Origin of the sequence: Faecalibaculum rodentium, from assembly GCF_001564455.1 — a bacterium.
Lineage (GTDB): Bacteria > Bacillota_I > Bacilli_A > Erysipelotrichales > Erysipelotrichaceae > Faecalibaculum > Faecalibaculum rodentium.
Genome location: NZ_CP011391.1, coordinates 145204 through 171286, shown reverse-complemented (window position 1 = coordinate 171286; position 26083 = coordinate 145204). Strand labels below are relative to the sequence as shown.

At 53.6% G+C, this 26083-nt stretch carries 23 protein-coding genes and 1 CRISPR repeat array; of the genes, 10 read left to right on the top strand and 13 right to left on the bottom strand.

The features are described 5' to 3' along the window. Nucleotides 1-13: 13 nt before the first annotated feature. The gene (locus tag aalo17_RS00800; RefSeq protein WP_425531230.1) at nt 14-1453 is read right to left on the bottom strand and encodes an NAD(P)/FAD-dependent oxidoreductase; all 1440 of its coding nucleotides are present in this window, start codon (nt 1451-1453) and stop codon (nt 14-16) included. A gap of 346 nt (nt 1454-1799) precedes the next feature. On the opposite strand from aalo17_RS00800, the gene aalo17_RS00795 reads away from it, so the two are divergent. Continuing rightward, entirely contained in the window at nt 1800-2264 is a 465-nt protein-coding gene (locus tag aalo17_RS00795) for a zinc ribbon domain-containing protein (RefSeq protein ID WP_067554280.1), read from the top strand. 506 nt (nt 2265-2770) lie between these two features. Here aalo17_RS00795 and aalo17_RS00790 read toward each other — a convergent pair. Continuing rightward, nucleotides 2771-2989, bottom strand: coding sequence for a hypothetical protein (locus tag aalo17_RS00790; protein ID WP_067554277.1), 219 nt, complete (start codon nt 2987-2989; stop codon nt 2771-2773). 357 nt (nt 2990-3346) lie between these two features. On the opposite strand from aalo17_RS00790, the gene aalo17_RS00785 reads away from it, so the two are divergent. Together aalo17_RS00785 and aalo17_RS00780 are read left to right on the top strand one after the other, a co-directional pair. After that, on the top strand, nt 3347-3604 hold the full coding sequence (locus aalo17_RS00785) for a hypothetical protein (protein ID WP_067554274.1): 258 nt from the start codon (nt 3347-3349) through the stop codon (nt 3602-3604). Between the two features lie 12 nt (nt 3605-3616). Further along, a complete protein-coding gene (locus aalo17_RS00780) occupies nt 3617-4078 on the top strand; it encodes a hypothetical protein (protein ID WP_067554271.1) in 462 nt (153 codons plus the stop codon). A 142-nt stretch (nt 4079-4220) separates the two neighbouring features. Here the strand turns inward: aalo17_RS00780 and pyrE are convergent, their stop codons facing one another. The 8 genes from pyrE to aalo17_RS00740 form a co-directional block, all read right to left on the bottom strand. Then, nucleotides 4221-4886, bottom strand: coding sequence for an orotate phosphoribosyltransferase (gene pyrE, locus aalo17_RS00775; protein ID WP_067554268.1), 666 nt, complete (start codon nt 4884-4886; stop codon nt 4221-4223). Continuing rightward, on the bottom strand, nt 4873-5580 hold the full coding sequence (pyrF, locus tag aalo17_RS00770; protein ID WP_067554265.1) for an orotidine-5'-phosphate decarboxylase: 708 nt from the start codon (nt 5578-5580) through the stop codon (nt 4873-4875). The genes pyrE and pyrF overlap by 14 nt, the downstream gene beginning before the upstream one ends. Then, nucleotides 5577-6488, bottom strand: coding sequence for a dihydroorotate dehydrogenase (locus tag aalo17_RS00765; protein ID WP_067560018.1), 912 nt, complete (start codon nt 6486-6488; stop codon nt 5577-5579). Before aalo17_RS00765 ends, pyrF begins: the two co-directional genes overlap by 4 nt. Before the next feature lie 8 nt (nt 6489-6496). Beyond that, on the bottom strand, nt 6497-7342 hold the full coding sequence (locus aalo17_RS00760) for a dihydroorotate dehydrogenase electron transfer subunit (RefSeq protein ID WP_067554262.1): 846 nt from the start codon (nt 7340-7342) through the stop codon (nt 6497-6499). Nucleotides 7343-7558: 216 nt separating this feature from the next. Next, a complete protein-coding gene (gene carB, locus aalo17_RS00755) occupies nt 7559-10768 on the bottom strand; it encodes a carbamoyl-phosphate synthase large subunit (protein WP_067554259.1) in 3210 nt (1069 codons plus the stop codon). Continuing rightward, a complete protein-coding gene (gene carA / locus aalo17_RS00750) occupies nt 10761-11843 on the bottom strand; it encodes a glutamine-hydrolyzing carbamoyl-phosphate synthase small subunit (protein WP_067554256.1) in 1083 nt (360 codons plus the stop codon). The genes carB and carA overlap by 8 nt, the downstream gene beginning before the upstream one ends. Next, nucleotides 11844-13142 (bottom strand): dihydroorotase, encoded by a 1299-nt coding sequence (locus tag aalo17_RS00745; protein ID WP_082743156.1) that lies wholly within the window; start codon nt 13140-13142, stop codon nt 11844-11846. Further along, the gene (locus tag aalo17_RS00740; RefSeq protein ID WP_082743155.1) at nt 13139-14110 is read right to left on the bottom strand and encodes an aspartate carbamoyltransferase catalytic subunit; all 972 of its coding nucleotides are present in this window, start codon (nt 14108-14110) and stop codon (nt 13139-13141) included. The genes aalo17_RS00745 and aalo17_RS00740 overlap by 4 nt, the downstream gene beginning before the upstream one ends. 783 nt (nt 14111-14893) lie before the next feature. Between aalo17_RS00740 and aalo17_RS00735 the strand changes: the two genes are divergently transcribed. Further along, nucleotides 14894-15076: a hypothetical protein gene (locus tag aalo17_RS00735; RefSeq protein WP_067554252.1), complete on the top strand. Its 183-nt coding sequence runs from the start codon at nt 14894-14896 to the stop codon at nt 15074-15076. Between the two features lie 550 nt (nt 15077-15626). Here the strand turns inward: aalo17_RS00735 and aalo17_RS00730 are convergent. The 3 genes from aalo17_RS00730 to aalo17_RS00720 form a co-directional block, all read right to left on the bottom strand. Further along, on the bottom strand, nt 15627-17390 hold the full coding sequence (locus aalo17_RS00730) for an AAA family ATPase (RefSeq protein ID WP_067554251.1): 1764 nt from the start codon (nt 17388-17390) through the stop codon (nt 15627-15629). A gap of 415 nt (nt 17391-17805) precedes the next feature. Next, entirely contained in the window at nt 17806-18693 is an 888-nt protein-coding gene (locus tag aalo17_RS00725; protein WP_067554248.1) for an IS3 family transposase, read from the bottom strand. Continuing rightward, the gene (locus aalo17_RS00720) at nt 18690-18989 is read right to left on the bottom strand and encodes a transposase (RefSeq protein ID WP_067554245.1); all 300 of its coding nucleotides are present in this window, start codon (nt 18987-18989) and stop codon (nt 18690-18692) included. Before aalo17_RS00720 ends, aalo17_RS00725 begins: the two co-directional genes overlap by 4 nt. A gap of 266 nt (nt 18990-19255) precedes the next feature. Here aalo17_RS00720 and aalo17_RS00715 point away from each other — a divergent pair, with 266 nt between their 5' ends. The 6 genes from aalo17_RS00715 to cas10 all read left to right on the top strand — a co-directional run bounded on the left by aalo17_RS00715 (nt 19256) and on the right by cas10 (nt 26082). After that, nucleotides 19256-19675, top strand: a complete 420-nt coding sequence (locus aalo17_RS00715) for a CBS domain-containing protein (protein ID WP_067554240.1) — start codon at nt 19256-19258, stop codon at nt 19673-19675. 81 nt (nt 19676-19756) lie between these two features. After that, nucleotides 19757-20170, top strand: a complete 414-nt coding sequence (locus tag aalo17_RS13250) for a nitroreductase family protein (protein ID WP_082743154.1) — start codon at nt 19757-19759, stop codon at nt 20168-20170. 207 nt (nt 20171-20377) lie between these two features. Then, entirely contained in the window at nt 20378-20980 is a 603-nt protein-coding gene (locus aalo17_RS00705; RefSeq protein WP_067554235.1) for a 3-hydroxyacyl-CoA dehydrogenase NAD-binding domain-containing protein, read from the top strand. Nucleotides 20981-21072: 92 nt separating this feature from the next. Next, a complete protein-coding gene (locus aalo17_RS13145) occupies nt 21073-21207 on the top strand; it encodes a hypothetical protein (protein ID WP_257721848.1) in 135 nt (44 codons plus the stop codon). A 220-nt stretch (nt 21208-21427) separates the two neighbouring features. Beyond that, nucleotides 21428-22135: direct repeats of the CRISPR family, unit length 31 nt; unit sequence GCGTTAATCCTTAATAAGAACAATATTTACC. A gap of 356 nt (nt 22136-22491) precedes the next feature. Then, nucleotides 22492-23730 carry a CRISPR-associated DxTHG motif protein gene (locus aalo17_RS00695; protein WP_067554228.1) on the top strand — a complete coding sequence of 413 codons (1239 nt, stop codon included), beginning with the start codon at nt 22492-22494 and terminating at the stop codon, nt 23728-23730. 12 nt (nt 23731-23742) lie between these two features. Then, nucleotides 23743-26082, top strand: a complete 2340-nt coding sequence (gene cas10, locus aalo17_RS00690; protein WP_067554224.1) for a type III-A CRISPR-associated protein Cas10/Csm1 — start codon at nt 23743-23745, stop codon at nt 26080-26082. The last annotated feature ends 1 nt before the right edge of the window (nt 26083 follow it).

Below are 26083 nucleotides of genomic sequence, written 5' to 3'. Positions count from 1 at the left end.
CATACAGAGACGCTCAGTTTTCTTCTTCCAGCTGTTTCAGGATCTCCCGGGCCACATGGACACCGGAAGCCGAGGCATGGGACAGGGAGTGGGTCACACCGGAGCAGTCTCCGATCACATACAAACCTTTGCGGCAGGTTTCCAGAGAGCTGTCCACTTCCACCTCCATGTTGTAGAACTTGACCTCCACACCATAGAGAAGCGTGTCATCGCTGGCCGTGGACGGACACACTTTGTCCAGTGCGTAGATCATTTCAATGATGTCATCCAGCTGACGCTTGGGTATCACCAGGGACAAGTCTCCCGGCGTTGCCTGAAGCGTGGGTTTCACAAATCCGCTTTCAATGCGGTCCTGCGTCGAACGCTGTCCGCGGATCAGGTCTCCGAAGCGCTGGACGATGACTCCGCCGCCCAGCATATTGGAGAGCCGGGCAATGGATTCGCCATACTGATTGGATTCATGGAACGGCTCCGTGAAGTGATTCGAGACCAGCAGCGCAAAATTCGTGTTGTTTGTATACAGCGCCGGATCCTCGTAGGAATGGCCGTTGACTGTCACAATGCCGTTGGTGTTTTCATTCACCACCACACCATGAGGATTCATGCAGAAGGTCCGGATCCGGTCCTGGTATTTTTTCGACCGGTAGACGATCTTCGATTCATACAGCGCATCGGTCATCTCGCTGAAGGTTTCATAGGGCACCTCCACCCGCACACCGATGTCGATGCGGCTGCTCTGCGTGGGGATCTCCAGGGTCCGGCACACCGATTCCATCCATTTGCTGCCGCTGCGGCCTGTGGAGAGAATGCACCGCCTGGCCCGGAAAACTTTGCCGGTATCCGCGGTCACGGTATACAGACCGTCTTCAAAAGAAACAGACTCTGCGCCGGTGTTGAAGAAGAAATCCACCCGGTCCTTCAAAGCCGCGTACAGGTTTTCCAGCACAACGTAGTTCAGGTCCGTTCCCAGATGCCGTACGCTGGCTTTCAGAAGGTGAAGATCATTCTGCAGGCACTTCCGGTAAATCACCGGATCGTCATTGGCATAGAGCCGGGCCGGAGCCCCGCCCATCCGGCAGTTGATTTCGTCCACGTATTCCATCAGTTCGATGGCTTTCTCTTCCCCTACATACTTGTACAGTGTTCCCCCGAATTCATTGGTGATGTTGTACTTCCCGTCGGAAAACGCCCCGGCTCCCCCGAAGCCGTTCATGATGGAACACGACCGGCACCCGATGCAGGACTTGATTTTCTCACCGTCTATGGGACACCGGCGTCCCTTGAGGGCGCTGCCTTTTTCCAGTACGGCGATTTTCAGTTCCGGTGCCTGTTGCGTCAGTTCCAGCGCAGAGAAAATCCCGCCGGGACCAGCGCCAATGATGGCAACGTCGTATATCATTTCAGGTTCCTGACTGCTGCAGGTTTCCTGGCGGATGCATTCAAATTCGTTCATTTTCGCTTTTCCTCTTTCTGTTTTTTTGTCGATGTCGGGCATCAGCCCAAAAAAAGCCTGAATTATAATACCCGGAAAAACCCGCAGTGTCAAGTACAGTCTCCAACTGCCTTTCATGCAAGACTGCCGGGTGAGGATGATGCTGCCGGCATGCCGGCAGAAGCCAGGGCCTTAGGCTGGCGGAACAGACAGCCTCTGTCTGCTCCGCCGGCTGGAGTGGAAGGACTGACTGTGGGTATAAGAAGTGAACAAGCAGGAACCGGCGGCAGTTGTCAGGCAACTGGCGGTTGCTTGTCCCGGCTGAATGGCTGGGTCATACTGATGTCAGAAGAAACGAGGAAATTGTATGAGTACAGGAAGCATTCTGAAAGGTCTGCGTGATGCAGCAATGATGACTCAGAGCACTCTGGCCGAAAAAGTCCATGTGACCAGACAGGCTGTATCCAGGTGGGAAAACGATGAAACGATTCCCGGTCCCGACATGCTGGTGACCTTGTCGGGTGTATTCGGTGTGTCCGTAGATGCACTGCTGGGGTCTCCGGAGATCCGGTTCTGCGAATGCTGCGGTATGCCGCTGGAGCCATCCATCATGGGAAGAACCAGAGACAAAGAGACAGATCCCCGATACTGCAAATGGTGTCTGGAGGATGGCAGCTTCGCGTACACAGAGGAAGAGCAGATGCTGGACTTTCTGGTCTCCCATATGCCGCAGGAAGGGATGAATGAAGCAGAATGCCGGGCATTCTATCATGCTCACCTGATGACACTGCCTTACTGGAAGGAAAAAGCAGAAAAGAGCTCTGCAGTCTGACTGCTTTTGGAACCGTCGGATCGCAAAGGGCTCCATCTGCACAAAAGCCGCCCTGTAACGGACAGCTCATGGGTCTGCATGAACTTGCCATGCGTCCTGATCACCAGGCGAAGATGCCGGACTGAATTTTAAATGACAATGTTTGATCCAGATTTTCAATAAAAGAGACTTGCCTGCTTGTTCGACGTGTCGGACACTCGCAAGGCTGTCCGGCTGGTCGGATTGGGACCGCCTGAGCGTGTGTGAGACGACTCAGGCATTTTTCTTCTCTGAACTGCTTTCTGATCTTTCCCAGCCGTTTCAGAAACTTCAGGCCCGACCAGCAGAACAGACAGGTTGTGACTGTCTGTTCTGCACGTCGTGCTGATATGCTGCCTCATGCACAAAAGCCGCCCCGAACAGGACGGCTCATGTGTCTGCATGAACCTGCCATGCGGCCTGACTGCCAGGCGAAGATACCGGACCGCCTTGACAGACACTCCGGTTGCTGCTGTCTCTCCACATTGCTATAATGAAACTGAACAGCACGACTGTGCTGCTTTCAAAGGTTTACGTATCCCTGTTGGGACCGCCTGAGCGTGTGTGAGACGACTCAGGCATTTTTCTTCTCTGAACTGCTTTCTGATCTTTCCCAGCCGTTTCAGAAACTTCAGGCTCAACAGAGCGAGCTTGAGTCCTTCCTCCAGCAGGAAAACCAGAAGCAGAAGAATCATCAAAAGTTCCATAGGGGACCTCCCTCCAATTCTGAAAATCCAAAATACCCGGCATCAGACCACGCGGATCACGCAGACACAGCCATTTGAAAGCAGCGGCAGCCGGTGGTGCCATTATACCCGAACTTTCGCTTTGCTTTGCAACATTCACGAAATTATTCAAAATTTCCGCTTTTTATATCATTGATAATACGTATTTTTTCTTCGCATTTCTGTCACCTCTATGGAATAATTCCTTTCGATACCATGCCGGCTGTGACCTTCGGCACCCTGGCAGTTTCCAGGAGGCACCCATGAAACGATTGCTGCCTGCCCTTCTTTCCGCCCTGCTCCTTGCAGGCTGCTCATCCGCACCCGCTGCCGATGAGGATGACGGTTTCAAGCCCGTATTCGGCGAAGACTCCGCTTCAAAGGAAGAAACTCAGTCTGACAAAAGCCCTGAACAGAATTCAGAACCCCCTGCATTCCTGCACCTGGGAAGGAAAGGATGGAGTACGGGAAGACATCCGTTTCTTCGGTTCATCCGAAGATGCTCCCTTCACAAAAGTGGAACTGATTCAGTACATTCCTTCCGACATGGATTTCCAGAATACAGACGAGAAAGACATACAGGACTACCTGGCATAATCCAAAGCTGCGGTGGCGGATGAAACAGGCTTTGATCCTTCCCTGATCACAATGGGCTGGGCAGACAATGACCTGACCATCACCTTTACCTGCCAGACCCTGGAACAGCTCCAGAAAATCCACGATTTCTACTACGATGACACAGTCTCCTTCATATACAAAACCGCATACGGCATGGAAGGGACAACCGCCTGTGACGGTCAGCCCGAGGAACGTCCGAAAGCGGATATCAAGGACTTCGACAAGGACATGAACACCATCCAGGAGTGGAACCCGGCCAATGCCGCAAATATCGAATCCTTCTGGGACGGGACCATGGATCCCGAATCGTCGACAAGCTTCACAAACAGCATGGATGAGATCGGCAACCTGATCCGGAAATGGAAATACAACACCGACCTGCTCGATGACCAGCAGAAACAGACCTTTGAGGAAGTCAAGAAAGCCAGCTCATATGCCCTGATGGGATCATGATGAACCTGCTTTGGGTTTGGCGTACCGTCCGCCAGCCCCGCAATCCCCCTTGCAGATGCCTGCCACGGCAAAGACACCCGGAGCGATCCAGAACTGCTTGTGCAGTCTGGACCCGGCCCCGGGTGTCTGCATTATCCTCTGTTTATTCCTTCGGCCCGTACTGCCGGTAGTAGGCGTCGATCTGCGCCAGCTGTTCCGGGGACAGCTCTCCCTTTTCGGAGAGGTACTCCACCACTTCCGGCATGGAGACAATGGCATGCGCCGGGAACCCGTACAGCTCCTCGATTTCCTTCAGCGCGGTTTTGTCTCCCTTTCCCCGCTCATGGCGGTCCAGAGACACCATCAGACCCACGATCTGTGTATCCGCAGCACCCCGCACCTTCGGCACGGTTTCCTCCATGGATTTCCCCGATGTGGTCACATCTTCGATCATCACCACCCGGTCGCCATCCTGCAGCTTTGTGCCCAGAAACCCGCCTTTGTCTGCGCCATGGTCCTTGTCCTCCTTGCGGTCGGAACAGTAGCGGACCGGCTTGCCATACAGCTCGTCAAAGGCCATCGCTGTCGCCACCGCAATGGGAATCCCCTTGTAGGCAGGACCAAACAGGACATCGAAGTCAAGCCCATAGGCATCATGGATCGCCTTCGCATAGGCCTCCCCCAGCCCCTTGAGCTGGGCACCGGTCACATAGCCGCCGGCGTTCATGAAAAACGGCGACTTCCGTCCGGACTTCAATGTGAACTCCCCGAACTTCAGCACATCGCTGTCTTTCATGAAATCAATGAAATCCTTCTTATACTGCTCCATGCATTGTCTCCTCGATCCCTTCGAATACCGCCCTGGGATCCTCCGCCTTTGTGATGGAACGGCCAACCACGATATAGTCACAGCCTCGTTCCCGCGCCAGAGCCGGTGTCGCGACACGCTTCTGGTCATCCTTGCTGTCATCAGCCAGCCGGATCCCCGGGGTCACGGTCAAAAACTCCGGGCCGCAGGCTTCATGGATGGCCTGTGCTTCATGCACACTGCATACCACGCCATCCAGGCCGGCGTCTTTCGCATTTTTCGCATACCGGATCACGCTGTCCATCACCTCACCCGGAATCCCCTGTTCTTCATTCATGGCTTCCTTTGATGTACTGGTCAGCTGCGTAACCGCAATGCACAGCGGGCGTTTTTTCCCTTCCGGGGTCCCTTCTTCCAGTCCGGCAATGGCAGCCGCCATCATGGCTTTGCCGCCCGCCGCATGTACATTCACGATATCCGCCCCGCGCCTGGCCAGGTTTTTCATGCCGCCTTTGACGGTGTTGGGGATATCGTGAAGTTTCAGGTCGAGGAACACATCGTGTCCCATCGCCTTGATTTCATCCACGATGTCCAGCCCCGCGGCATAGGTCAGCTCCATGCCGACTTTCACCGTCACCGGGGAATCAAACTGTTTCAGGAACTCCAGCGCTTCTTCGCGCGACGAAAAATCCAGCGCCACAATGGTCTTGCTCATATCTGTCGGCTCCTTTCCCGCACAGCCTCCAGGCTGTCGTATCCATACTTCTTCAGCACCCCGGGCAGATCATCGATGATTTCCGGACATACCCAGGGATCGGTGAAATTGGCACAGCCGACCTCCACCGCACTGGCGCCTGCCAGCAGGTATTCCAGCACATCTTCGGCACAGGTGATGCCCCCGCAGCCGATGATGGGAATCTTCACGGCTCTTGCACACTGGTATACACACCGGATGCCGACAGGCTTCACCGCAGGACCGGAGAGACCCCCGGTTTTGTTGGCCAGCAGCGGCTTCCCGCTTTTCAGATCCATCTGCATCCCCAGCAGGGTGTTGATCATGACCAGCCCGTCCGCCCCCGCGGCTTCCACCGCTTTGGCGATCGCAACGATGTCCGTCACATTGGGGGACAGTTTCACATATACCGGCTTCCGGCTGGCAGCCTTGCACATACGGGTGACATGCGCCGCCAGTTCCGGATCCGTTCCCAGCCCCATGCCGCCGTGTTTCACGTTCGGACACGAGATGTTGAGTTCAAAGGCATCCACCCGGGAATCGTCGTTGAGGGCTTCGATGACCTTTACGTAGTCTTCCTCAGTGCTGCCTGCCACATTGCACAGCACCCGGGTGTCATACTGCGCCAGAAACGGCAACTCGTGTTCAACCACATACTCCACGCCTTTGTTCTGCAGGCCAATGGCATTCAGCATGCCCATGGGTGTATCCGCCACCCGCGGGGTAGGGTTGCCTTCCCTGGGTGCGGCGGATACCGACTTGATGGCAATGCCGCCCAGCAGCGAGAGATCGTACAGCTCTGCGTATTCCCGGCCATAGCCGAAGCAGCCGGAGGCCGGAATCACCGGGTTTTTCAGGTCCAGACCCGGGAGCCTGACCGAAAGATCCATTATTTTCATCACAGCACCACCTCACCGATCCGGAACACCGGTCCATCTTTGCAGACACGCAGCTGCGAGCCATCCGGTGTTTTCACTACACAGCCCATGCAGGCACCCAGACCGCAGGCCATGCGGCTCTCCAGCGACACATAGCCGGTTTCATACCGGTCACTGACTGCCTTGAGCATAGGCAGGGGGCCGCAGCTCATGACCTGATCTGCTTCCAGACCAGCTGCATCAATCGCATCCAGCACTGTACCCGGTGTGCCGATGGATCCATCCATGGTCGCAATCACAGGTTCAATGCCCAGGGCTGCAAACAGGTCCAGGCCAAATACATCTGCCCTGGAGCCGAACCCCAGTACAGCCTGGACCTTCACGCCCTGTTCCTGCAGTTTCCGGGCGGTCATGACCAGAGGGGGCACCCCCACTCCGCCGCCGATCAGGAGAACAGAACCGTGTCCCGGTCCTTTTCTTTCCCCGGGGCAGGAAGCATCCTCATTCTCTTTTCCACCTGACTGGAGACCACGGTCCTGCTTTCCGACGGGCCGGGCAGAAAGTTCCGCAGGAACTTCTGCCCGGCTGGTCGGGAACCCTGTTCCCAGGGGTCCGAAAACATCCACTGTTTCTCCGGGCTGCACCCGGGACAGCCAGTCGGTGCCTTTGCCCACGACTTTGTAGATCAGCGTCAGCACGCCGTCTTTCGCTTCACATACGGAAATCGGGCGCCGGAGGAAATACTGGCCGCATTTCACTTCCACGAACTGCCCCGGTCCGCACTCCATATCCGTTTCCAGATCCAGTTTCCACACATCCCGGGCAATCGGGACATTGGACAGGACTTTCGTTTTCTCGTCTTTCATATGTTTATCTCCACAATCCCCGGTCCCTTCGAAAATGCACCGGTATAGACGGTGTCATTTACGGACAGAGCCGGTTTCTGCACGGCACGCCATTGTTCGGATGGGAACTCCATTTTGCAGCACCACCCTCAGGACTGCACTGCACCCCAACGGCGGCTGTCCGGATGGATAAACTGCCAGACAGTTTACCATCCGGAAGGCCGGACGGGCGGGCCGCTATCTGCCCATTTCGTTCATGGACACCATCGAGAAGGAAAGACTCTCCAGCACACCCGCCAGGGCATTGGCCGTATCCAGGCTCGTCATGCACGAAATGTTGTTTTCCGCAGACACACGCCGGATCAGGAAGCCGTCATTGCTGGCCTGGTTGTTGGCCGACAGCGTGTTGATGACAAAATTCACCTGACCCGTCCGGATGATGTCCAGCACATTGTTGGTGTCGCCTTCCTCCACCTTGTCCGCCTCATGCACAAAGAGTCCCGCATCCCGCAGCATCTTCGCCGTACCTTTCGTCGCATACAGGCCATAGCCGATATCCGAGAACCGCTTCGCCAGCTTCAGCGCCTCCTCTTTGTCACCATCGGCCACGGTGATCAGCACCGCCCCATGGGTCGGGATCCGCACGCCGCTGGCCACCAGTGCCTTGTACAGCGCCTTTTCCAGACTCGTATCCGATCCCAGGGCCTCGCCCGTGGACTTCATTTCCGGACCCAGTACCGTATCCACACTGCGGAGTTTCGCAAAGGAGAACACCGGCGCCTTTACGAACACACGCTCCTTGTCCTCCGGATGATACCCGGGGGTATATCCCTGGTCCGGAATGCTTTCGCCCAGGATCGCCCGGGTGGCCATCGCCGACATCGGCACGCCCGTGACCTTGGAAATGAACGGCACCGTCCGGCTGCTTCGCGGGTTGACCTCCAGGACATAGACTTTGTTGTCGCGGTCCACGATGAACTGGATGTTGTACAGGCCCTTGAAGTGGAATCCCTTGCCGATGCGGATCGCATAGTCAATGATCGTGTCCTTGACCTCCTGGCTGATGGTCTGGGCGGGGTACACCGAGATCGAGTCACCGGAATGCACGCCAGCCCGTTCGATGTGTTCCATCACACCCGGAATATAGACGTTTTCACCATCGGCCACCGCATCGATCTCCAGCTCCTTGCCGACAACGTACTTGTCCACCAGAATCGGCGCATCGTGGCTGATTTCCTTCACCGCCGTGGCCATGTATTTCTTCAGGTCCTCGTCGTTGTGCACGATTTCCATCGCCCGGCCACCCAGAACGTAACTCGGGCGCACGAGCACCGGATACCCGATCCGGCCGGCGATCTCCAGCGCTTCTTCCACCGTGACAGCCGTTTCACCCTGGGGCTGGGGAATGTCCAGCTTGTGCAGCATGGCCTCGAACTCATGACGGTCCTCCGCCCGGTCAATGTCCTCCAGACTGGTGCCCAGGATCTTCACCCCGCGCTTGACCAGCGAATCCGCAAGGTTGATCGCGGTCTGGCCGCCAAACTGCACAATCACGCCTTCGGGCTTTTCCAGATCCACCACCGTCATGACGTCTTCTGTCGTCAGAGGCTCGAAATACAGCTTGTCGGAAATCGAGAAATCCGTCGACACGGTCTCCGGGTTGTTGTTGATGATGATGGCCTCATAGCCCGCATCCCGCAGGGTCTCCACACAGTGCACAGTCGCGTAGTCGAACTCCACGCCCTGCCCGATCCGGATGGGGCCGGAGCCCAGCACCACGATTTTCTGCCGGTCGGAGACTTCGCTTTCGTTTTCCTCTTCATAGCTCGAGTAGAAGTAGGGCGTTTCGGACGTGAACTCCCCGGCGCAGGTGTCCACCATCTTGAACACCGGCACAATGCCCGCCTGTTTTCGCAGTTCGTACAGTTCCTGCTCGCTCATGCCCCACTGCCGGGCGATCCAGGCGTCTGAGAATCCGTTTCTCTTCAGTTTCCTCAGCAGGTCCCTGTTGCCGACAGCGGCCGGGTCCTTTGCTTCCGCTTCCAGGGCGAGGATCACCATCAGGTGGTCGATGAAGAAGGGATCCATCCGGGTTTCCCGCACGACTCTCTCCGGGTCGCCACCGTTTCGCAGATACTGGGCAATGGCGAAGATCCGCTCGTCGTCGCGCTCGTGGATCCGGCTCAGCAGCTCGCCATCAGACATGTCAGCCATGTCCTTCTGCTCCAGGTGGTCGGTCTTTGTCTCCAGGGACCGGACGGCTTTCAGGAAGGACTCCTCAAAGCTGCGGCCAATGGACATGACTTCGCCTGTGGCTTTCATCTGGGTGCCCAGCTGCCGGTCGGCGCCGGGGAACTTGTCGAAGGGGAACCGGGGGAACTTCGTCACAACGTAGTCCAGCGCCGGTTCGAAGCAGGCATAGCTCGTGCCGGTGATCGGGTTCAGGATCTCGTCCAGTGTCAGGCCGACGGCCAGTTTTGCGGAAATCTTCGCAATGGGATAGCCCGTGGCCTTGGACGCCAGGGCCGAGGACCGGGACACACGGGGATTGACTTCAATGACGTAATACTTGAAGCTGTCGGGATCCAGCGCCAGCTGCACATTGCAGCCGCCGCAGATCTTCAGCGCCCGGATGATTTTCAGGCTCGCTGTCCGCAGCATCTGGTTTTCCTGGTCTGTCAGGGTCTGCACCGGGGCCACGACAATGGAGTCACCTGTGTGGATGCCCACCGGATCCACATTTTCCATGTTGCAGACCACGATTGCGTTGTCGTTGGCATCGCGCATGACTTCGTACTCGATTTCCTTGTACCCCGCAATGGAGCGCTCGATCAGACACTGATGCACCGGGGAGATTTTCAGCCCGGCTTCCGTGATCCGCCGCAGTTCTTCCTCATTGTGCGCAAAACCGCCGCCGGTGCCGCCCAGCGTGTAGGCCGGACGCACCACCACCGGATAGCCCAGGTCTGCACAGAAGTCCACCGCTTCCTGCACCGTGTGCACGATCATGCTCTCGGGAACCGGCTCGCCGATTTCCTGCATCAGGTCCCGGAACAGCTCCCGGTCCTCCGCCCGGTTGATGGCCTGCAGATCCGTCCCCAGGATCTCGACCCCGTAATCCTTCAGAATGCCGTCCTGTGCCAGTTCCACCACCAGGTTCAGGCCTGTCTGTCCGCCCAGGGAGCCCAGGATGGCATCCGGGCGCTCCTTGCAGATGACGCGCTTGGCAAATTCCAGTGACAGCGGCTCGATGTAGACCCGGTCCGCAATGGAGGAATCCGTCATGATCGTCGCGGGGTTGGAGTTGATGAGCACCACCTCGTAGCCTTCTTCCCGCAGTGAGGTGCAGGCCTGACTGCCCGCATAGTCGAACTCCGCCGCCTGGCCGATCACGATCGGGCCCGATCCGATCACCAGGATCTTCTTGATATCGTCACGTTTAGGCATGCCGTCCCTCCTTGTCCATCATGGCCACAAACTTATCAAACAGGTATGCCGTATCCTCCGGACCGGCACTGGCTTCCGGGTGAAACTGCACGGAGAACACCGGCAGCTCTTTGTGCCGGACCCCTTCACAGGATCCGTCGTTGAGTGCCTTGTGCGTCAGTTCCAGCTCTGTGTCCGCCAGCGAGTCAATGTCCACCGCAAAACCGTGGTTCTGGCTTGTGATGTCCACCTTGCCTGTCTCCAGGTCCACCACCGGGTGGTTCGCCCCGCGGTGTCCGAACTTCAGTTTGTAGGTCTTTGCCCCGCACGCCAGGGAAATCAGCTGGTGTCCCAGGCAGATGCCGAAAATCACCGTTTTTCCCATCAGCTGCCGGATGGTCTCTATGGCCTGGGGTACATCTTCCGGGTCCCCCGGGCCGTTGGAAAGCATCACCCCATCCGGGTGATAACTCAGGATCGTCTGGGCATCGGTGTCCCAGGGCACGACGATCAGGTCGCAGCCCCGCCGGGAGAGCTCCCGCACGATCCCCAGCTTGGCACCGAAGTCCATGAGCACCACTTTGTGGCCCCGGTTGGGAATCGGGAAAATCTTGCTGGAAGACACCCGTGCCACCTGGTCATGCAGATAGTCCGTTTCCTGCAGCTGCCTGACCGCCGCCTCGATATCTGTGTCAGGATTGGCCAGCATGGCCCGCATGGTGCCTTTGTTGCGCAGCTTCCGGGTGATGGCTCTTGTATCCACATCGTAAATGCCCGGAATGTTGTGGGCTTTCAGGAAGTCATCCAGGGTTTCCTGGCTGCGCCAGTTGTTCGGAGACTGGCACAGGTCCCGGGTCACGAACCCGAACACCGCCGGTTCGATGGACTCATAGTCATCCCGGTTGATGCCGTAGTTCCCGATCAGGGGATAGGTCATCATGACGATTTGTCCGCAGTAGGAGTTGTCGGTAAGGATTTCCTGGTACCCGGTCATTGAAGTGTTGAACACCAGTTCCCCGGTTTTCAGGTCATCCGACCCGAAGCCCTGGCCCCGGTACACGCTTCCGTCTTCCAGAATCAGCAGTCGTTCCATGATTCAGCTTCCTTTCTTCTCTGTCTCTGTATCCCGCCACACAGTCCTGCCTTCGCAGATCGTCTCGGCGATGGTACAGGCTGTGGGCCACTTGTCGAAGGGGGTGTTTTTCCCCCTGGAAAGAAATGTCGTTTTGTCAATAATGCCCGGCCGGTTCTCATCCACCAGCACCAGGTCCGCCCGGTATCCCGGAAGAATGTCCCCGGTGCCTTCCAGGCCGAAGCGCCTGGCCGGGGCGGTGCTCATCCAGTGCACCAGCTGTTCCAGACTCCAGCGGCCGCCTTTGACGAATTCCGTATATAAAAGAGGAAAGGCGGTTTCCAGGGACACGATGCCAAAAGGCGCCTTGTCCATGGGCTGGTTTTTCTCTTCCTCCGTATGCGGTGCATGGTCATTGGCGATGAAGTCCAGGGTTCCGGATTCCAGGCCCTCGATCAGTGCCATGCGGTCTTCGTGGCTGCGCAGCGGCGGATTCATTTTCCACATCGGTCCCTGGACATCCTTGTCTTCCAGCAACAGGTGATGCGCCGTGACTTCTCCCGTGACATCCTGCCCCGCGGCTTTTGCCTCGCGCAGTGCATCCACGCTTTCCTTCGCGCTCACGTGACAGGTATGATACCTGCCGCCGGTTTCCTTCAGAAGCTTCAGGTCGCGGATCAGCTGGGCGCTTTCACACGCCGAAGGAATCCCGATCCAGCCTCTGGAAGTCACGACCGGAGAATCGTGAACCGAAGCCCCGGGCTGCCGGTAGTTCATGTCCTCTGTGTGACAGGCAAACAGCACGTCTGCTTCCCTGGCAGCTTCCAGGCAACGGCGCATCACCGCCGCACTGTCCACCCCGACGCCGTCATCGGAAAACCAGTGCACGCCCAGCTCTCTGAGCGCGGCATAGTCCGTAGGCGTAGCACCGGCTTCATCCACTGTGATCGTGCCATAAGGCAGGGCCCTCACCCGGCCTTTTTCTTCCAGCAGCCGCTGGTATGGTTCCACAGTCCTGACCGTGCTGGGAAAAGGCAGGACATTGGGCATCGCAAATACCGTGGTGAACCCGCCATGCGCTGCCGCCGCGGTGCCATCCGCAATGGTTTCCTTGGCCTCGCGCCCGGGCTCCCGCAGATGCACATGCACATCCACCAGCCCCGGGATCAGTGTCAGGCCCCGGGCATCCGTGACCCGGGTGTTTTCGTCCGCCGGCAGGTTTTCGCCCACCGCCAGAATTCTGTCATCAAACAGCACATCTGCCTGGATCCGCCTGCCACCGGAAATCACCGAAGCATTGCGGATCAGCCGTTTCTGTGTCATTCTGTCCCCTTCTTTCCTTTTATATGATCTCTGTTCTGTTTGTCGGCCGTCCGGCTTTGTCCCCTGTCGCCGGTTTCCTCCCGAAACGGCGGGTAGCCAAAGGCACGCTTGAGCACCGCCTTGCGGATGAGCACGCCGTTGGTCATCTGCCGGAAAATCCGGCTCTGGGGTGCTTCCACCAGCCGCGAGTCGATTTCCACATCCCGGTTCACCGGCGCCGGATGCATGATGATGGCCCCGGGCTTCATGCGGGATGCCCGTTCCATCGTCAGGCCATACCGGGTCAGATATTCCCGGTTGGGCATGTCGGCCATGGCGCCGCGCTCCTTCTGGATCCGCAGCATCATGACCACATCCGCCCATTCCACTGCCTGGTCAAAGTCCATGACGGGATACCCCTCCCGGCGCCATTGTGCCGGGCCGGCAAAGCGGACATCCGCCCCCAGCCGGTCCAGGGCTTCTTTGTTGCTGGCAGCCACCCGGGAGTGCTTGATATCGCCGCAGATCACCACTTTCAGTCCCTCAAAGGAACCGAATTCCTCCCACATCGTGTAAAGATCCAGCAGACACTGCGTGGGGTGGTCCCCAGCTCCGTCTCCTGCATTCAGAATCGGAATCGTGATATCCCGCAGCCGTTCATAGTACCGGTCATCGGGATGCCGGATCACCAGCACCTTGTAGCCGATGGCCTCAAAAGTCCGCGCTGTATCGTAAAGGGATTCTCCCTTCGTGACACTGGAGCTGGATGCCGAGAAGTCCGCCACTTTGCACCCGAGCTGGAATTCGGCACTTTCAAACGAGAAGTGCGTACGGGTGGAAGGCTCAAAAAAAAGATTAGCCACCAGCGCGTTCACGGCTGGCAAATGCCAATCTTTTTGGGAACTATTAAAAATTCTTGCCTCCTGGAGGATTTGCAGGATTTCATGTACGGACAGGTCCCGCACAGACAACAGTGAAAGTTTGTTCATCTTGTACCTCTCTGCTTCTCTGGATTACAGGCGTGAATCTGTGAATATCGTTATCCGCATTATTATATGGGGAAACGGATAAGGTTTCAATACCCGGTACATGTCATGTGATTTGAAAGGGATTGGTCTTTGACAACTGTATCCCTCTGCGTGAATGCGGGCTGACGCCCTGGCCGGGGCAAGTACAGCCGGTTGTCAGGACAGCCTGTGGTTGTGAAGACAACCCGCTGAAACTTTGGAGAGGTGGCCTGTGAAAATACAGGCTGATTCTGCTGGTTGGAGCTTTCCGGGGTACTATTATCAGGCAGCATTCTTCGTCAGCGGGTCTCCTGCGCAGCAGACCGCTGCCCAGGAGACTGGCTGACGAAACAAAAAGCACGATCAGTGTTCCAGCACCGACCGTGCATTGGATGATCGTTAGACCTCCGGTTTAATCTCATTACAGCACATCGGTTGATGACCGCTGTCTGTACTTACATTATAGGCTCAGCCAGTTCCCTGGACAACCGCAGGTTGTCCAGGGAACTGGCTGAGGTTTTATTACCTAAGTCGGTGACAACAGATTTTCCATCGAATTTCGGAGAGTTACGATTCCAGGCAACGACATACAGTTTTGTTAAATAAATATACTTTTTATTGCGATTTTTCCGAGATGCCTGTAACCTGTTCCTCTGCTTTGTTATAATTTTACTGCAGTCATCAAAACGCTGATGTGCCTGTTTCACCCTGATTCGAGGACCCTGTTCCGACCTGACCTGTTATACAGACTGGAAAGGAGGAACAATGGATATTTATATGATTCTCCAGCTGCTGGCAAATCTGTGCGTCATCATAGAATTTGTCCGGCCGCTGGTTTGGAGTTTGCTGCCCTGTAAAATCAGCGTAACTTTCCAGGTCTCGATCATCCGAAACAACAAAAAGCACGATCAGTGTTCCCGCAGCGACCGTGCTCTGGATGATTGTTAGACCATCTAGCATTCATTAAACAGCACATCGGTTGATGTCTGCTGTCTGTACTTACATTATAGGCCATCTGGCTTATCTTGCAAGAAACAGACCAGGCCGTCGGGTTCCTCGAATCAGATGGCTTTTCCGGACCCTTCAGTTATGAGGGGCCTTTTTTCTTCCCAATCTAAACAATCCACTGTATCTGACAGCAGCTGCTGTTCTCAGAACTCACCTGCAGCAGCGGGTTTGATGTACAGTGTTCCACTGTCCATCAAACTGGCTGGTGCAACAAAAAGCACGATCAGTGTAGCAGACCGACCATGCTCTGGATGATCGTTAGATCACCAAGGTTATTGATTTAACAGCACATCGGTTGATGACCGCTGAGCCTTTTACTGTCCTTCTGAGGCAGAGTTTGTCAGTCCTATGCAGGACTTCTTTTTTCCCTATTCGTGTTCGTAACAATCCATTATCTCTGTCCTGAACCACCATTCTCAGGCTGCATTTTTCGTCAGCGGGTTTTCTGCGCTGCGGACAGCTGCCCGGGAAACTGGCTGACGATTGTCCATCAACCTGCCTGCATCAGGTACTCTTCCACATTCTGATATCGAATTCCATCCTCTTCACAGGTTTCTCCCCGATACAGAACCGTTTTGCGTGTAATGGGACCGTATCTGAATTCCGTCTTTCGACGGTTCTCCGGATCCAGCAGATGCCTGGCCTGCTCTCTTGTCCGCACCTGACTGTGCTTGATTTCAAATACTTCACATTCCAGTTTCTCCGGGTCAAAGATCACCATGTCAAATTCTCCAAGGGCAAACTGCAGTACGAAGACTTCCTTTTCGGGCCAGTGCATCTTCGTTTCCAGCAGGACTATGTCTTCCAGCATCCGGCCCTGGATCTCGCTGAGTATCCGCTGCTTCAAAGCGCTGCGTTCACGGATATTCAAAGTTTCAATAACGGGATCCTCCGACAGTGCCTGAATCAAGGCAGAAGCCTGTGCATACCTGAGTCCCGGCTGGGAAACAAGTGTTCGATACCGCTTTCGGCAAGACTGGGGTATGGTTCGGATTTCCACTTCCTGGATCAAGTCCAGAGTTTCCAGATATTCATGAATCTCCTGACAGTGTACCTGCTCGATTCCCACCGTCATCTCTTCCTCTTCCGCAATCATCAGCCACTCCTTCAGCCTGTCTGTTACTGCCTGTCTGTCGATGTGGTCCAGAATATCATTGGGTTTTTTTCGATCCTTTCGGAGATTTCTGGCGGATAAGGCAAGGTCATGAGACTGAAACGCCCTGGTCAGCACTTCAATCGTGAAGCGGTGATTCACATCCTCAATGATCCGGTTCACAGCCCCTGTCAGTTCTCCCTGTTCATACAGGTCCTGCAGATTGCGGAAGTGACCGCCATTCTGCCAGCACCGCAATGAATGCTGAATGTTGTCCGCAATAGCCGAATCCACATATTCATCTGCCGCCCGTAAAGACCTGAAAGCCGAGTCTTCTGGATTATAGCGGGTCCCTGACATAGTCATCGTCCCCCCATACCGGATATACGTATCCACATCCCGGATTCCCAGAACCCGGGCAAACTCACCAAAAGAAATCCAGGTTGTATGAATGATCCGGCATCTGTCATACAGCTGACCAGAATGGGCCAGCATAAAAGAAAGAGAATCTGTACCGGAAAGCACAATATGCATGCCCGATGAGGCGAAAATGTCCGGCAAAAGAGCTGCTCCGTCAATAAAGTCTGAAATAAGGGTCACTTCGTCAATCAGCACAACGGTGATTCCCAGGGACTGCATGCGCTTCAGATCACGATTCAGATCGGCCAGCGTTCGTCCAGGCACCAGCTGTACATAGGCAGTCCGGTTCAGCTCATCTTCTTTCATCTCTGCAATCAGCTGCCGCAGCATTGTGGTTTTCCCGGTTCGCCGCAGGCCGCAGAGAATCAGGACTTTATCCTGTGGAGGACTGGACACATACTCCTGCAGCTGACTGAAACAGGTCCGTTTATTCCAGCCTTTCACCGGCTCCACAAAGGATTTCAGAGCTTTGCCTGTCAAAACTGTACAGAGAAATTCTTCTGATTCAGACCGTCCTGGATTCTTTCCGGTCAGCTGCCGCAGTTGCTTTTCCAGCTTCCTGCGTTCGTGGATTTCCTCAGACAGAACCGGAACCTCCGCCTCCGGTACATAAATCTCTCTGCGTTTTCCATTCTCCACGATCCGGTGATAGTGATACCTGTGCCCGTTCACATTCTTTACAGTCAGGCCTCCCCTGGGAAGTTCTGCGATTCTGGCCCTGAGTTCATCTGCTGTGCTCATGTCTGCCCTCCTCCGCTTCAAATTCCAATCTCATTATACCCTTTTATACCCCCAACCGTTATACGGGGGTATAAAAACTCAATGATTCTGAATTTGCTCTGTCTCTCTCTTTATACATGAAGAAAAAAAACCAGCTTTCCTGGCTCACTCGGGAAAGCTGGTTTGATAATGCGCCCTCCGGAAAGACGGGTTGGTCCTATGTCAAGAAAACGGACACTGATTTTAGAGAGTCGGCAGATACTGCCAATTCTACGAAAGATTTCCTCCGCTTCCTCCCTTGACAGTGGGGCCCACTATCCCCTGGACCCCTTTCTCTTGCCTTCATCCAAAGAGTCAATATCTGACAGTTCTTGGCTGAAGGCTCATCAGTCTACCAGGGGATAGCCCACTGTAAAGGGCGCTCCAGAATTCTTTCTCAGTCAGTGCTGGTCCTTTGGAACATTACTTCATATTCTGCTGGGGACATATATCCACAGTGGCTGTGTATCCGTTCAGGGTTGTACCAGTCATCTATATACTGACTCACCAGTCGGTATGCATGCCTGTAGTTCTGTATATCGAACCTGCTCAGCCATTCCCTCTTGATCAGGGAGTGGAATGATTCAATACAGGCGTTGTCATACGGAACTCCTTTTGCTGAATAACTGCGAATCATTCCTCTGGTCAGTTTTCTGTACAGATCACAGGTATAGTGGATTCCTCGGTCCGTATGAATCATTATCGGTTCCTGGGACGGCCGGCGTTTTCTGGCTTCTTCGATCGATTTCAGAATTGGACCTGTGTCCAGCGTTTTTGTAAGCTTCCAGGAAATGATCCTTCTGGAATACAGATCCATGATGCAGGCAAGGTAAACGAATCCGTCCAGCTTTGTGTGGATATAGGTGATATCTGTGCACCATACGCAGTTTGGGTGAGCCGGAGAGAAGTTTCTATCCAGAAGATTCTTCAGATTTCCACTGAAATCACTTCGTATTGTGGTTTGTGTATGAGGCTTGACCCACTGTGCTCGGATCCCCATTTGACGCATATAAACACCAACGGTCCTTTCTGTAATGGAGATCCCTCCTGAGTTCAGGATTTTAGCGATTTTTGGCGCTCCGTAGTTTTCGTGGCTGTCTTCATAAATCTGAAGGATGGCCTTTTTCACATCATGCCTGCGCTTTTCCTGGTGGCTGGGTTTCCGCTTTAAATAGTCGTAATAGCCAGATCTTGAAAGACCAAGTTTATGAAGCACCCTGGATACCGAGAATTGGATTCCAGCTTTATGATCCTCGGCAACAAGTTCGTATTCGACCTGCTTCAGTTTCCCAGAATGCTTATGGCTTTTTTTAGAATCTTCAAAGCCTCCTGTGAGTCCCTGAGTTCTCGTTGAAGCCTGACATTTTCTTTGAGAAGGTCTTTTTCTTCCTTGTCATTATTATGAGCTGTCACAGCTGAAAGACCGGATCGGTTGAAATCTGCCCTCCATCTTTCCAGGGTGCTGCGGCCTACACCAAGTGTTTCAGCACATTCTATAACGGTCATTTCTGGATGGTTAGTCAAAAATTGAACCGCATCCTGCTTGAATTCATCTGTAAATGTTTTACGTTTCTTTGCCATAGATTTTCCTCTTTCATAGTGATTGTAGTTCTATGACATAGATACCGGTATTCTTAGAATCTCTAAATGGACTGTCCGTAAATTATTCTAAGGTCAGGTCTGCTTAGGAGGGGATCGTGACAGGCCCTGTCCATCCGGATTCATCAGTCATGCAGAATCCTTCCTCTTTCCGTCTCTCTTCACCTTTGCGACAATTTCACACAGACCGGATATAAAAGACAGACAACCCTGCCGTACAATGAAAGTGTTTTAAGGGGGTGTCTCTTTTGGGACAGAATCTGTTCTTTTTCCTCACGAACAAGAAGCAAACAAGCTTTCTCTATGACAACCTGAGTCTCCGCGATGGGATGTGGCTCATGCGTGAACATGGCTACACATCGGTGCCGGTGGTCGCGCCGGATGGAGAGTACAAAGGCGCCGTCACGGAAGGCGATTTTCTCTACTACCTGACAGACCATCCGGACACGGACCTGGATACTATCACCATCGGCGAGATTCTTCGGCCGGGGTTCATGCACGCTGTTCCATTCAATGTCAGTATGGGGGAGCTTCTGGCTGCAAGCCTTGAACAGAACTTCGTGCCTGTAGTGGATGACCGCAATATATTCATAGGGATCGTGACGCGAAAAAACATTCTCGCGTATCTGATGCGTGACAGAAACGTGAAGGACGAGACAACCGAATAATCAATTGAGGAGGCAGCCGCCTCCTTTTATAATGAATTACCGCCATTTTACCGCCATTTGGCGGTAAAATGGCGGTAATCCCTGGCTTTCGCAAAAACTGAAAAAGGGCTGAGCCCCCCAGCAACCATCATCAGAACTGTCAGCGAAGATAATCTGAAAACCATTGTGACGCAGGCAGGCAAAGCCCCCAGCTGGGCCAATGCGCAGGCATGGAAGGTGTATATCGCAACCGGAGATACACTGGCCAGGATCCGCGCCCGTCATGAAGAAATGGACAAAGAGGGAGATTACGGTCACTCATTCTTCCGCGTAATGCACCTGACAGAGTGGGCAAAACAGCCCCGACACATCATGGCCGACTGGGGACGTCAAGCGCGAAGACTTCATGGGGTAGAAGTTACCCGCTTTCTCCAAGGTGAATGCCAATCTCTTCGATGCCCCGACCGTTACCTATCTGGCGATTCACAAAAACTCCACTCCCTGATCTGTGTATGACCTGGGATCCTTCGGCTATGGACTGATGCTCAGCGCACGGAATCTCGGTATCGGTTTCATGCCAGCCTATGAACTGGTGAAGTACCTCGACCTTCTTGCAGAGGATCTGGGTATCGATGAAGAATATGTAATCGCGATGGGCGTAGCCCTGGGCTACAGTGCCGATACGAATCTGGACCAGTTCCACAGTTGCCGGAGGCGGCACCCTTGGAAGCCAGATCGACTACCAAGGGTGCGATATGCGGATTTGATATGACGTTCCGGATACACACAGTTTCTTCCATTACCCGGACAAAGCCCCGGATTGAAAAACTTGAACAGATATACAGTGCCGTCCAGTCAGGACAGTTGCCGCCGGCCCTTGCGGGTCTGAGAGATTCAGTGCAGGTGATCAAGTCTGCCGGAGACAAGATCGACTATGAAGCGGATCTGGCAAAAGCGCTAGCCGATGCGGGCCTGGTGAACGAGTGCCTGCCGGAAGTGCTGAGCACGAAGCAGGATTTCTTCAAAAAGGCGGCGCCCTTCATCACAAAGGAGATAGTGGTCGCGACGAATAACTCCTCGCTGCTGCCTTCGCAGATGACTCCGGATGTGTCATACCCCGAAAACTTTCTGGCGATGCACTTCGCCAACATGATCTGGCAGGAGAATCTCTGTGAAATCATGCCGTCGATGCTGACAGCGCCTGGCACGACGGAAAAAGCGAAGGACTATGCCCTGAAGATGGGGATGTGCCCCATTGTCATGAACAAAGAGCATGCGGGATATCTCCTGAATTCGCTGCTCATTCCGTTCCTGAATGTGGCCTAGACCCTGGTGGCAGAGGGAATTGCCGATCCCCAGGCCATCGACCTGGCCTGGGGATCAAGACGGAGACCGGCACTCCTTACGGGCCTTTCGAGATGCTGAACATCATCGGACTGCCGACAGCCCTGCACATCGTGCAGGAGGACCCGCGGTCCCGGGAGCTCGGGACAGTTCAGAACAAAATCGCGGTGAAGCTGCAGTCGATGATTGCCAACAAGGAGCACTTTTAAGCAGTCAAGCCTGGAACAAAGCAAGTGAAAAGAGCCAGCCGGCACTTTCTCTTAAGGGAGAGTCCTGGCTGGCTTTTTCATGTTTCGAATGGCCGCAACCGGCAGCGAACGAGAAAACAAGGCAGATCCGCCTCCATCTAAGGCCGGATCTACCCGTTTCAACAAGAACAATATTTTTGAAGAACCAGATATTCCCGAAGTGCCGGAGGAACCGCGTTAATCCTTAATCCTTAATAGGAACAATATTTACCACGTTGTCTTCAGTTATAAGTGGTACGGATTTGTCGCGTTAATCCTTAATAAGAACAGTATTTACCACTGACCTTGTGGCTAAGGCTATCAAAGCCTATAACTGGCGTTAATCCTTAATAAGAACAATATTTACCGCTCTTCAGAGAGCTCAAAACCCTCGAAACTATGACGCGTTAATCCTTAATAAGAACAATATTTACCGGACAAGCATTCCGATGGATGGAAAGACGTGATTTCCAGCGTTAATCCTTAATAAGAACAATATTTACCGTACAAGATGGAATCTGCTGCCTATGAAATGTGGAAGCGTTAATCCTTAATAAGAATAATATTTACCACAACCTATGAGACTGTAGAAAATGCAGTTATGTACCGCGTTAATCCTTAACAAGAACAATATTTACCTTACAACTTTGCTAAAGCGACTGATAAAGAAAACATGCGTTAATCCTTAATAAGAACAATATTTACCCGGAAGACGCTTAGGAAATTGCAGAAATGGCGGGCGTTAATCCTTAATAAGAACAATATTTACCACACAAGACGTAAAGATCCGTGAATATCTCTTTGACGGCGTTAATCCTTAATAAGAACAATATTTACCAAATATCACAGTTTACCACAAAGATGGAAAAGTCTTGGTTAGCGTTAATCCTTAATAAGAACAATATTTACCTGACTTATCGCAGACAGTTCCCTTCCTTTTGTTTCCCATACATGAACAAAACCAGTTTCCTGCTGCAAAAAAGGCTGGTACAAGAGGATTATAAGCCCATTTCAATCGACGCTGATGGAAAAACAGGCTTATATTTGCTCCAATTCCGGCTTGTTTTTATGTAATTGTCGATAAATCACTTTAAGACTAAACTGAATTGTCTTTCGTTCGTTATCTCTTTCTGTTGAAAGCGCTTAAAATACAGAGAACATTGAACTGCGGTAAGCTATAATGTTATTTGTCCTTGTGACATACTAATGAGTCTATTACTTAATCGGGCTCTGCCCTTTTAGAAGAAAGTCCAGGAAAGGAATGTTATGCAATATTTTACATTTTTGGGTACAGGCGGCAAAAACGGCTACCGGGAAGCCTGCACCTATTTTGAAAACGAACCTGAAGAGATTGAAATAGCGCGCTACCTGCAGGAAGTCATATACAAAAAACATGCAGATGAAATTTCCGAGGTTCTGGTCTTTATCACGCCGGAAGTTAAGGAGAAAACATTTCCTGAACTCCGGGCGCTGCTTCCGGATGTGAAAATCACGGAAATCATGCTGCCTGCGGATGTGGACACCGAAGACTTTGTAAAACTTCTTCAGGAACACTTGAAACAGGATGGGGAAGCTCTCTTCGACGTAACGCACTCTTTCCGCCATCTGCCAATGAAATTCCTCTTCGCCCTGCGCTATGCCGAGCAGATGAAGAACACGAAAATCAGGCACATCTATTATGGGATGATGAAATACTACGAATCGGCTCAGGAAGAATGCTGCATCACCGATGTGCTGAATGATTATGAGACGCAGAAAATCAGCAGCCTTCTCTCGCAGTTCGACCAGTCCCTGACAGCCCAGGTTGCAGACTGGGAAGGATTTGTTACGACAGATCAGAAAGTGGAGCTGTTTCTGCAAAGACTGGCTGATTTCAATGAAATGCTGGAACTGTGCGAGTTCGACGCCTGTCTAAACATCGCTCAGCGCATCACGGAAACCGCACGCAGTCTTACGAAGGACCCGGACAAATATTTCATGCTGCTTCCTCTGACGCAGAAAATCAGTGAAAAGCTTCGGGGCGTGCTGTCACATCCGAAAACGAAGGATCAGAAATCAGCCCTGATTCGGGTTCTTCTGGCTCACCACAGATTCCAGAACGCCGTGACATTCACGGATGAATTTTTCCGGGAAGAACTGATTCGGACTGCTCTGGGCAATATCTCTCCCAAATCTTCCATGGCTGAGGTGGCCAGCCTGCTGCATCTTCCGGACTGGCTTAGGAAAGATTTCGGCTATACCTGCTCTCAATACATCCGCGACTCGCTGATTCTCGGCAAAGACTACGTACCGCCCAAATGGTATGACATGGAAAGCTATGTCCCGTTCTCCGGTGCCGGTGTGAAGAAAATACGGTTCGTCACCGGCAACCCGGAAGCACAACAAACCATTCTGGACTTTTTCAGCGAGGTTCGAAACCCCATCAACCACGGCAACACCCTTAAAAACAAGGAGCGCCTGCCATATCTGACTGAAAAAATGCTCTCCATTGTGGATGCGCTCTAGGAAGGAGTGACCATGATCTCTCAAAATATTCTGGATGCCGCTCTGGGCGGTCTGCTGCATGATATCGGCAAGATGGGACAGCGGACCCTGACCCGTTCCGACCTGACAGAGCAGGAGAAATACATGACCCCTGTGCACAAGGGCGGCTATCATACCCACCTGCATGCCGGATATACCAGCCGGTTTCTGCAGGACATTCTGAAACAGGACAGCAAATTTGAAGCTGCCGTCAGCTCCCATCACTTGAACCCGCCTCTGAACCAGCCGCTCTCCGGTTACATTCAGGATGCGGACCGCCTCGCTGCGCAAATCGACCGTGATGATGATATCGGTGACACCGACCAGGCCACGGGGGAGAAAAGTTCCTTCCAGCAGGTCCGGCTCAACAGCATTTTTTCTGAAATAGACTTCGGCCAAAACAGAAAGGATTCCAAATTCCGCCTGTCAACGCTGAGCAGCTCCTCCAGTCCGGAGACCGGTCTGCCCGTTTCCTCCAAAAAGGAAGCGGCGGAAGAGTACGCCGGACTCTATCAGCAGCTGATTGATGAAATCCTGGCAGAGCCCCAGGGACTGAGCAGCCGCGACCGGCATTCCTTTGACCGGATCTTGGGTCTTCTCTATGAATATGCTTCCCTGGTCCCTGCATCCACTTATGAAGGGGACAGGACGTTTGTCAGTCTGTACGACCATTCAAAACTGACAGCCGCGATTGGCTCCTGCTATGCGGCTTCGGACTCGGACTGCTTCCGGCTGCTGGAGTTTGACATCTCCGGAATTCAGAACTTCATCTTCCAGGTCACAGAGGGCGGCCAGCAGAAAACAGGCATTGCCAAAGCGCTTCGAGGCCGCTCGCTCTTCATCAGCCTGGTGACGGATTTCATTGTCCACGCCTATCTGCATGCTTTCGGGATGACACAGGCCAATATTCTCTTCAGCACCGGAGGCGGCGCCCTGCTCCTGCTCCCGGACACGGAGGACTATGACAGGAAGCTGAAAGCCACATCGCAGCAGCTCCTCAGGGATCTCTTCGATATCTTTCACACGGATATCACCTATGTCTATGCCTCCATCCGGGTGACCCGGGATGAATTCATCCGCTTCAAGCCGGACAAGGCAATCGAGCTGAAATCCATTCTGGAGGAAGAAAAGACCAGAAAATTCTCGGAGATTGCAGAATCCGAACTGTTCCATGAAGAACCTTCGACACAGAAGCTGTGCCCTCTTTGCGAGCATGTTTTCACCACTCAGGATATCTGTCCGATCTGCGACATCATCACCCGGCTGTCGGATTTCTTCGTGAAAAACGACGACCTGTATGTCGTTTTCTCGTATTCTGGACAGCCTGAGCTGGATGACAAAGACGGTGTCACCTTCGATATAGGGCCGGCCTCTTTCTCTCTGGTCAACACAAAAGGGCTGGAATCCCTGCATGACAGCTTCAGCTATGTGGAAACCATCAACCGGAGCCGCCTGGGCCTGACCCGCTATATCGCCAATGATGTGCCTCTGTACCCCAATGGAAAATCTCTCCGGATTCAGAATTTTGAGGAAATCGCGAAACTGGCTCCTGAAGCCAACTGGGGAGATCCCAAGCTGGCCATCCTGAAAATGGATGTCGACAACCTGGGAGCGATTTTCGCCTACGGATTGCCCAGGGAAACCAGGTCTATCTCGAAATTCCTGACCCTCAGCCGGCTGATGGAAGTCTTCTTCGGCAAGCAACTGCCGGAAATCTGTCAGGACGTGAGTCTCGCCGTCAATCCGGATCTGGACTCAGCAACGGATACCATGTTTTACATTGACTACGCCGGCGGCGATGACCTGGTGATCATTGGCCCAGCTGCCGGTATCCTGCGGCTTGCGGATGAAATCCACAGCAAATTTCTGGAATTCACGCACAACGAAAACCTGACCATTTCCGGCGGTGTATTCATTCAAAGGCCCCAGGAACCCGTCCGGTTTGGCATTCAGAAAGCGGAAGGTCAGCTGGAGCTGTCCAAGTCTATGCCGGATAAAAACAGCCTGACACTGCTGTCCACTTCCATTCCATTCAGTCAGTATCACGGGCTTCTGCAGACAGTGGACGCCTGTCGCGGGGATATCCGGGAAAGCAGGATCTCCAGGACAAATTTTTACCGGCTGATGAGCGTCCTGGACGTGGATGACTTCAACGAATTCAGCCGGCGGGTCCCTGTTCTGCTGTACAGCCTGTCACGGACAGTGCAGGATCCGGGCTGCAGAAACCACTGGGTGCGTGAGATTTCCGCCATCCGGTCACCGGAGGACATGCCTGCCCTTCGCCGGCTGGTCCTGATCATGAAACTCGCCATCATGGAAACAAGAGAGGAATAGA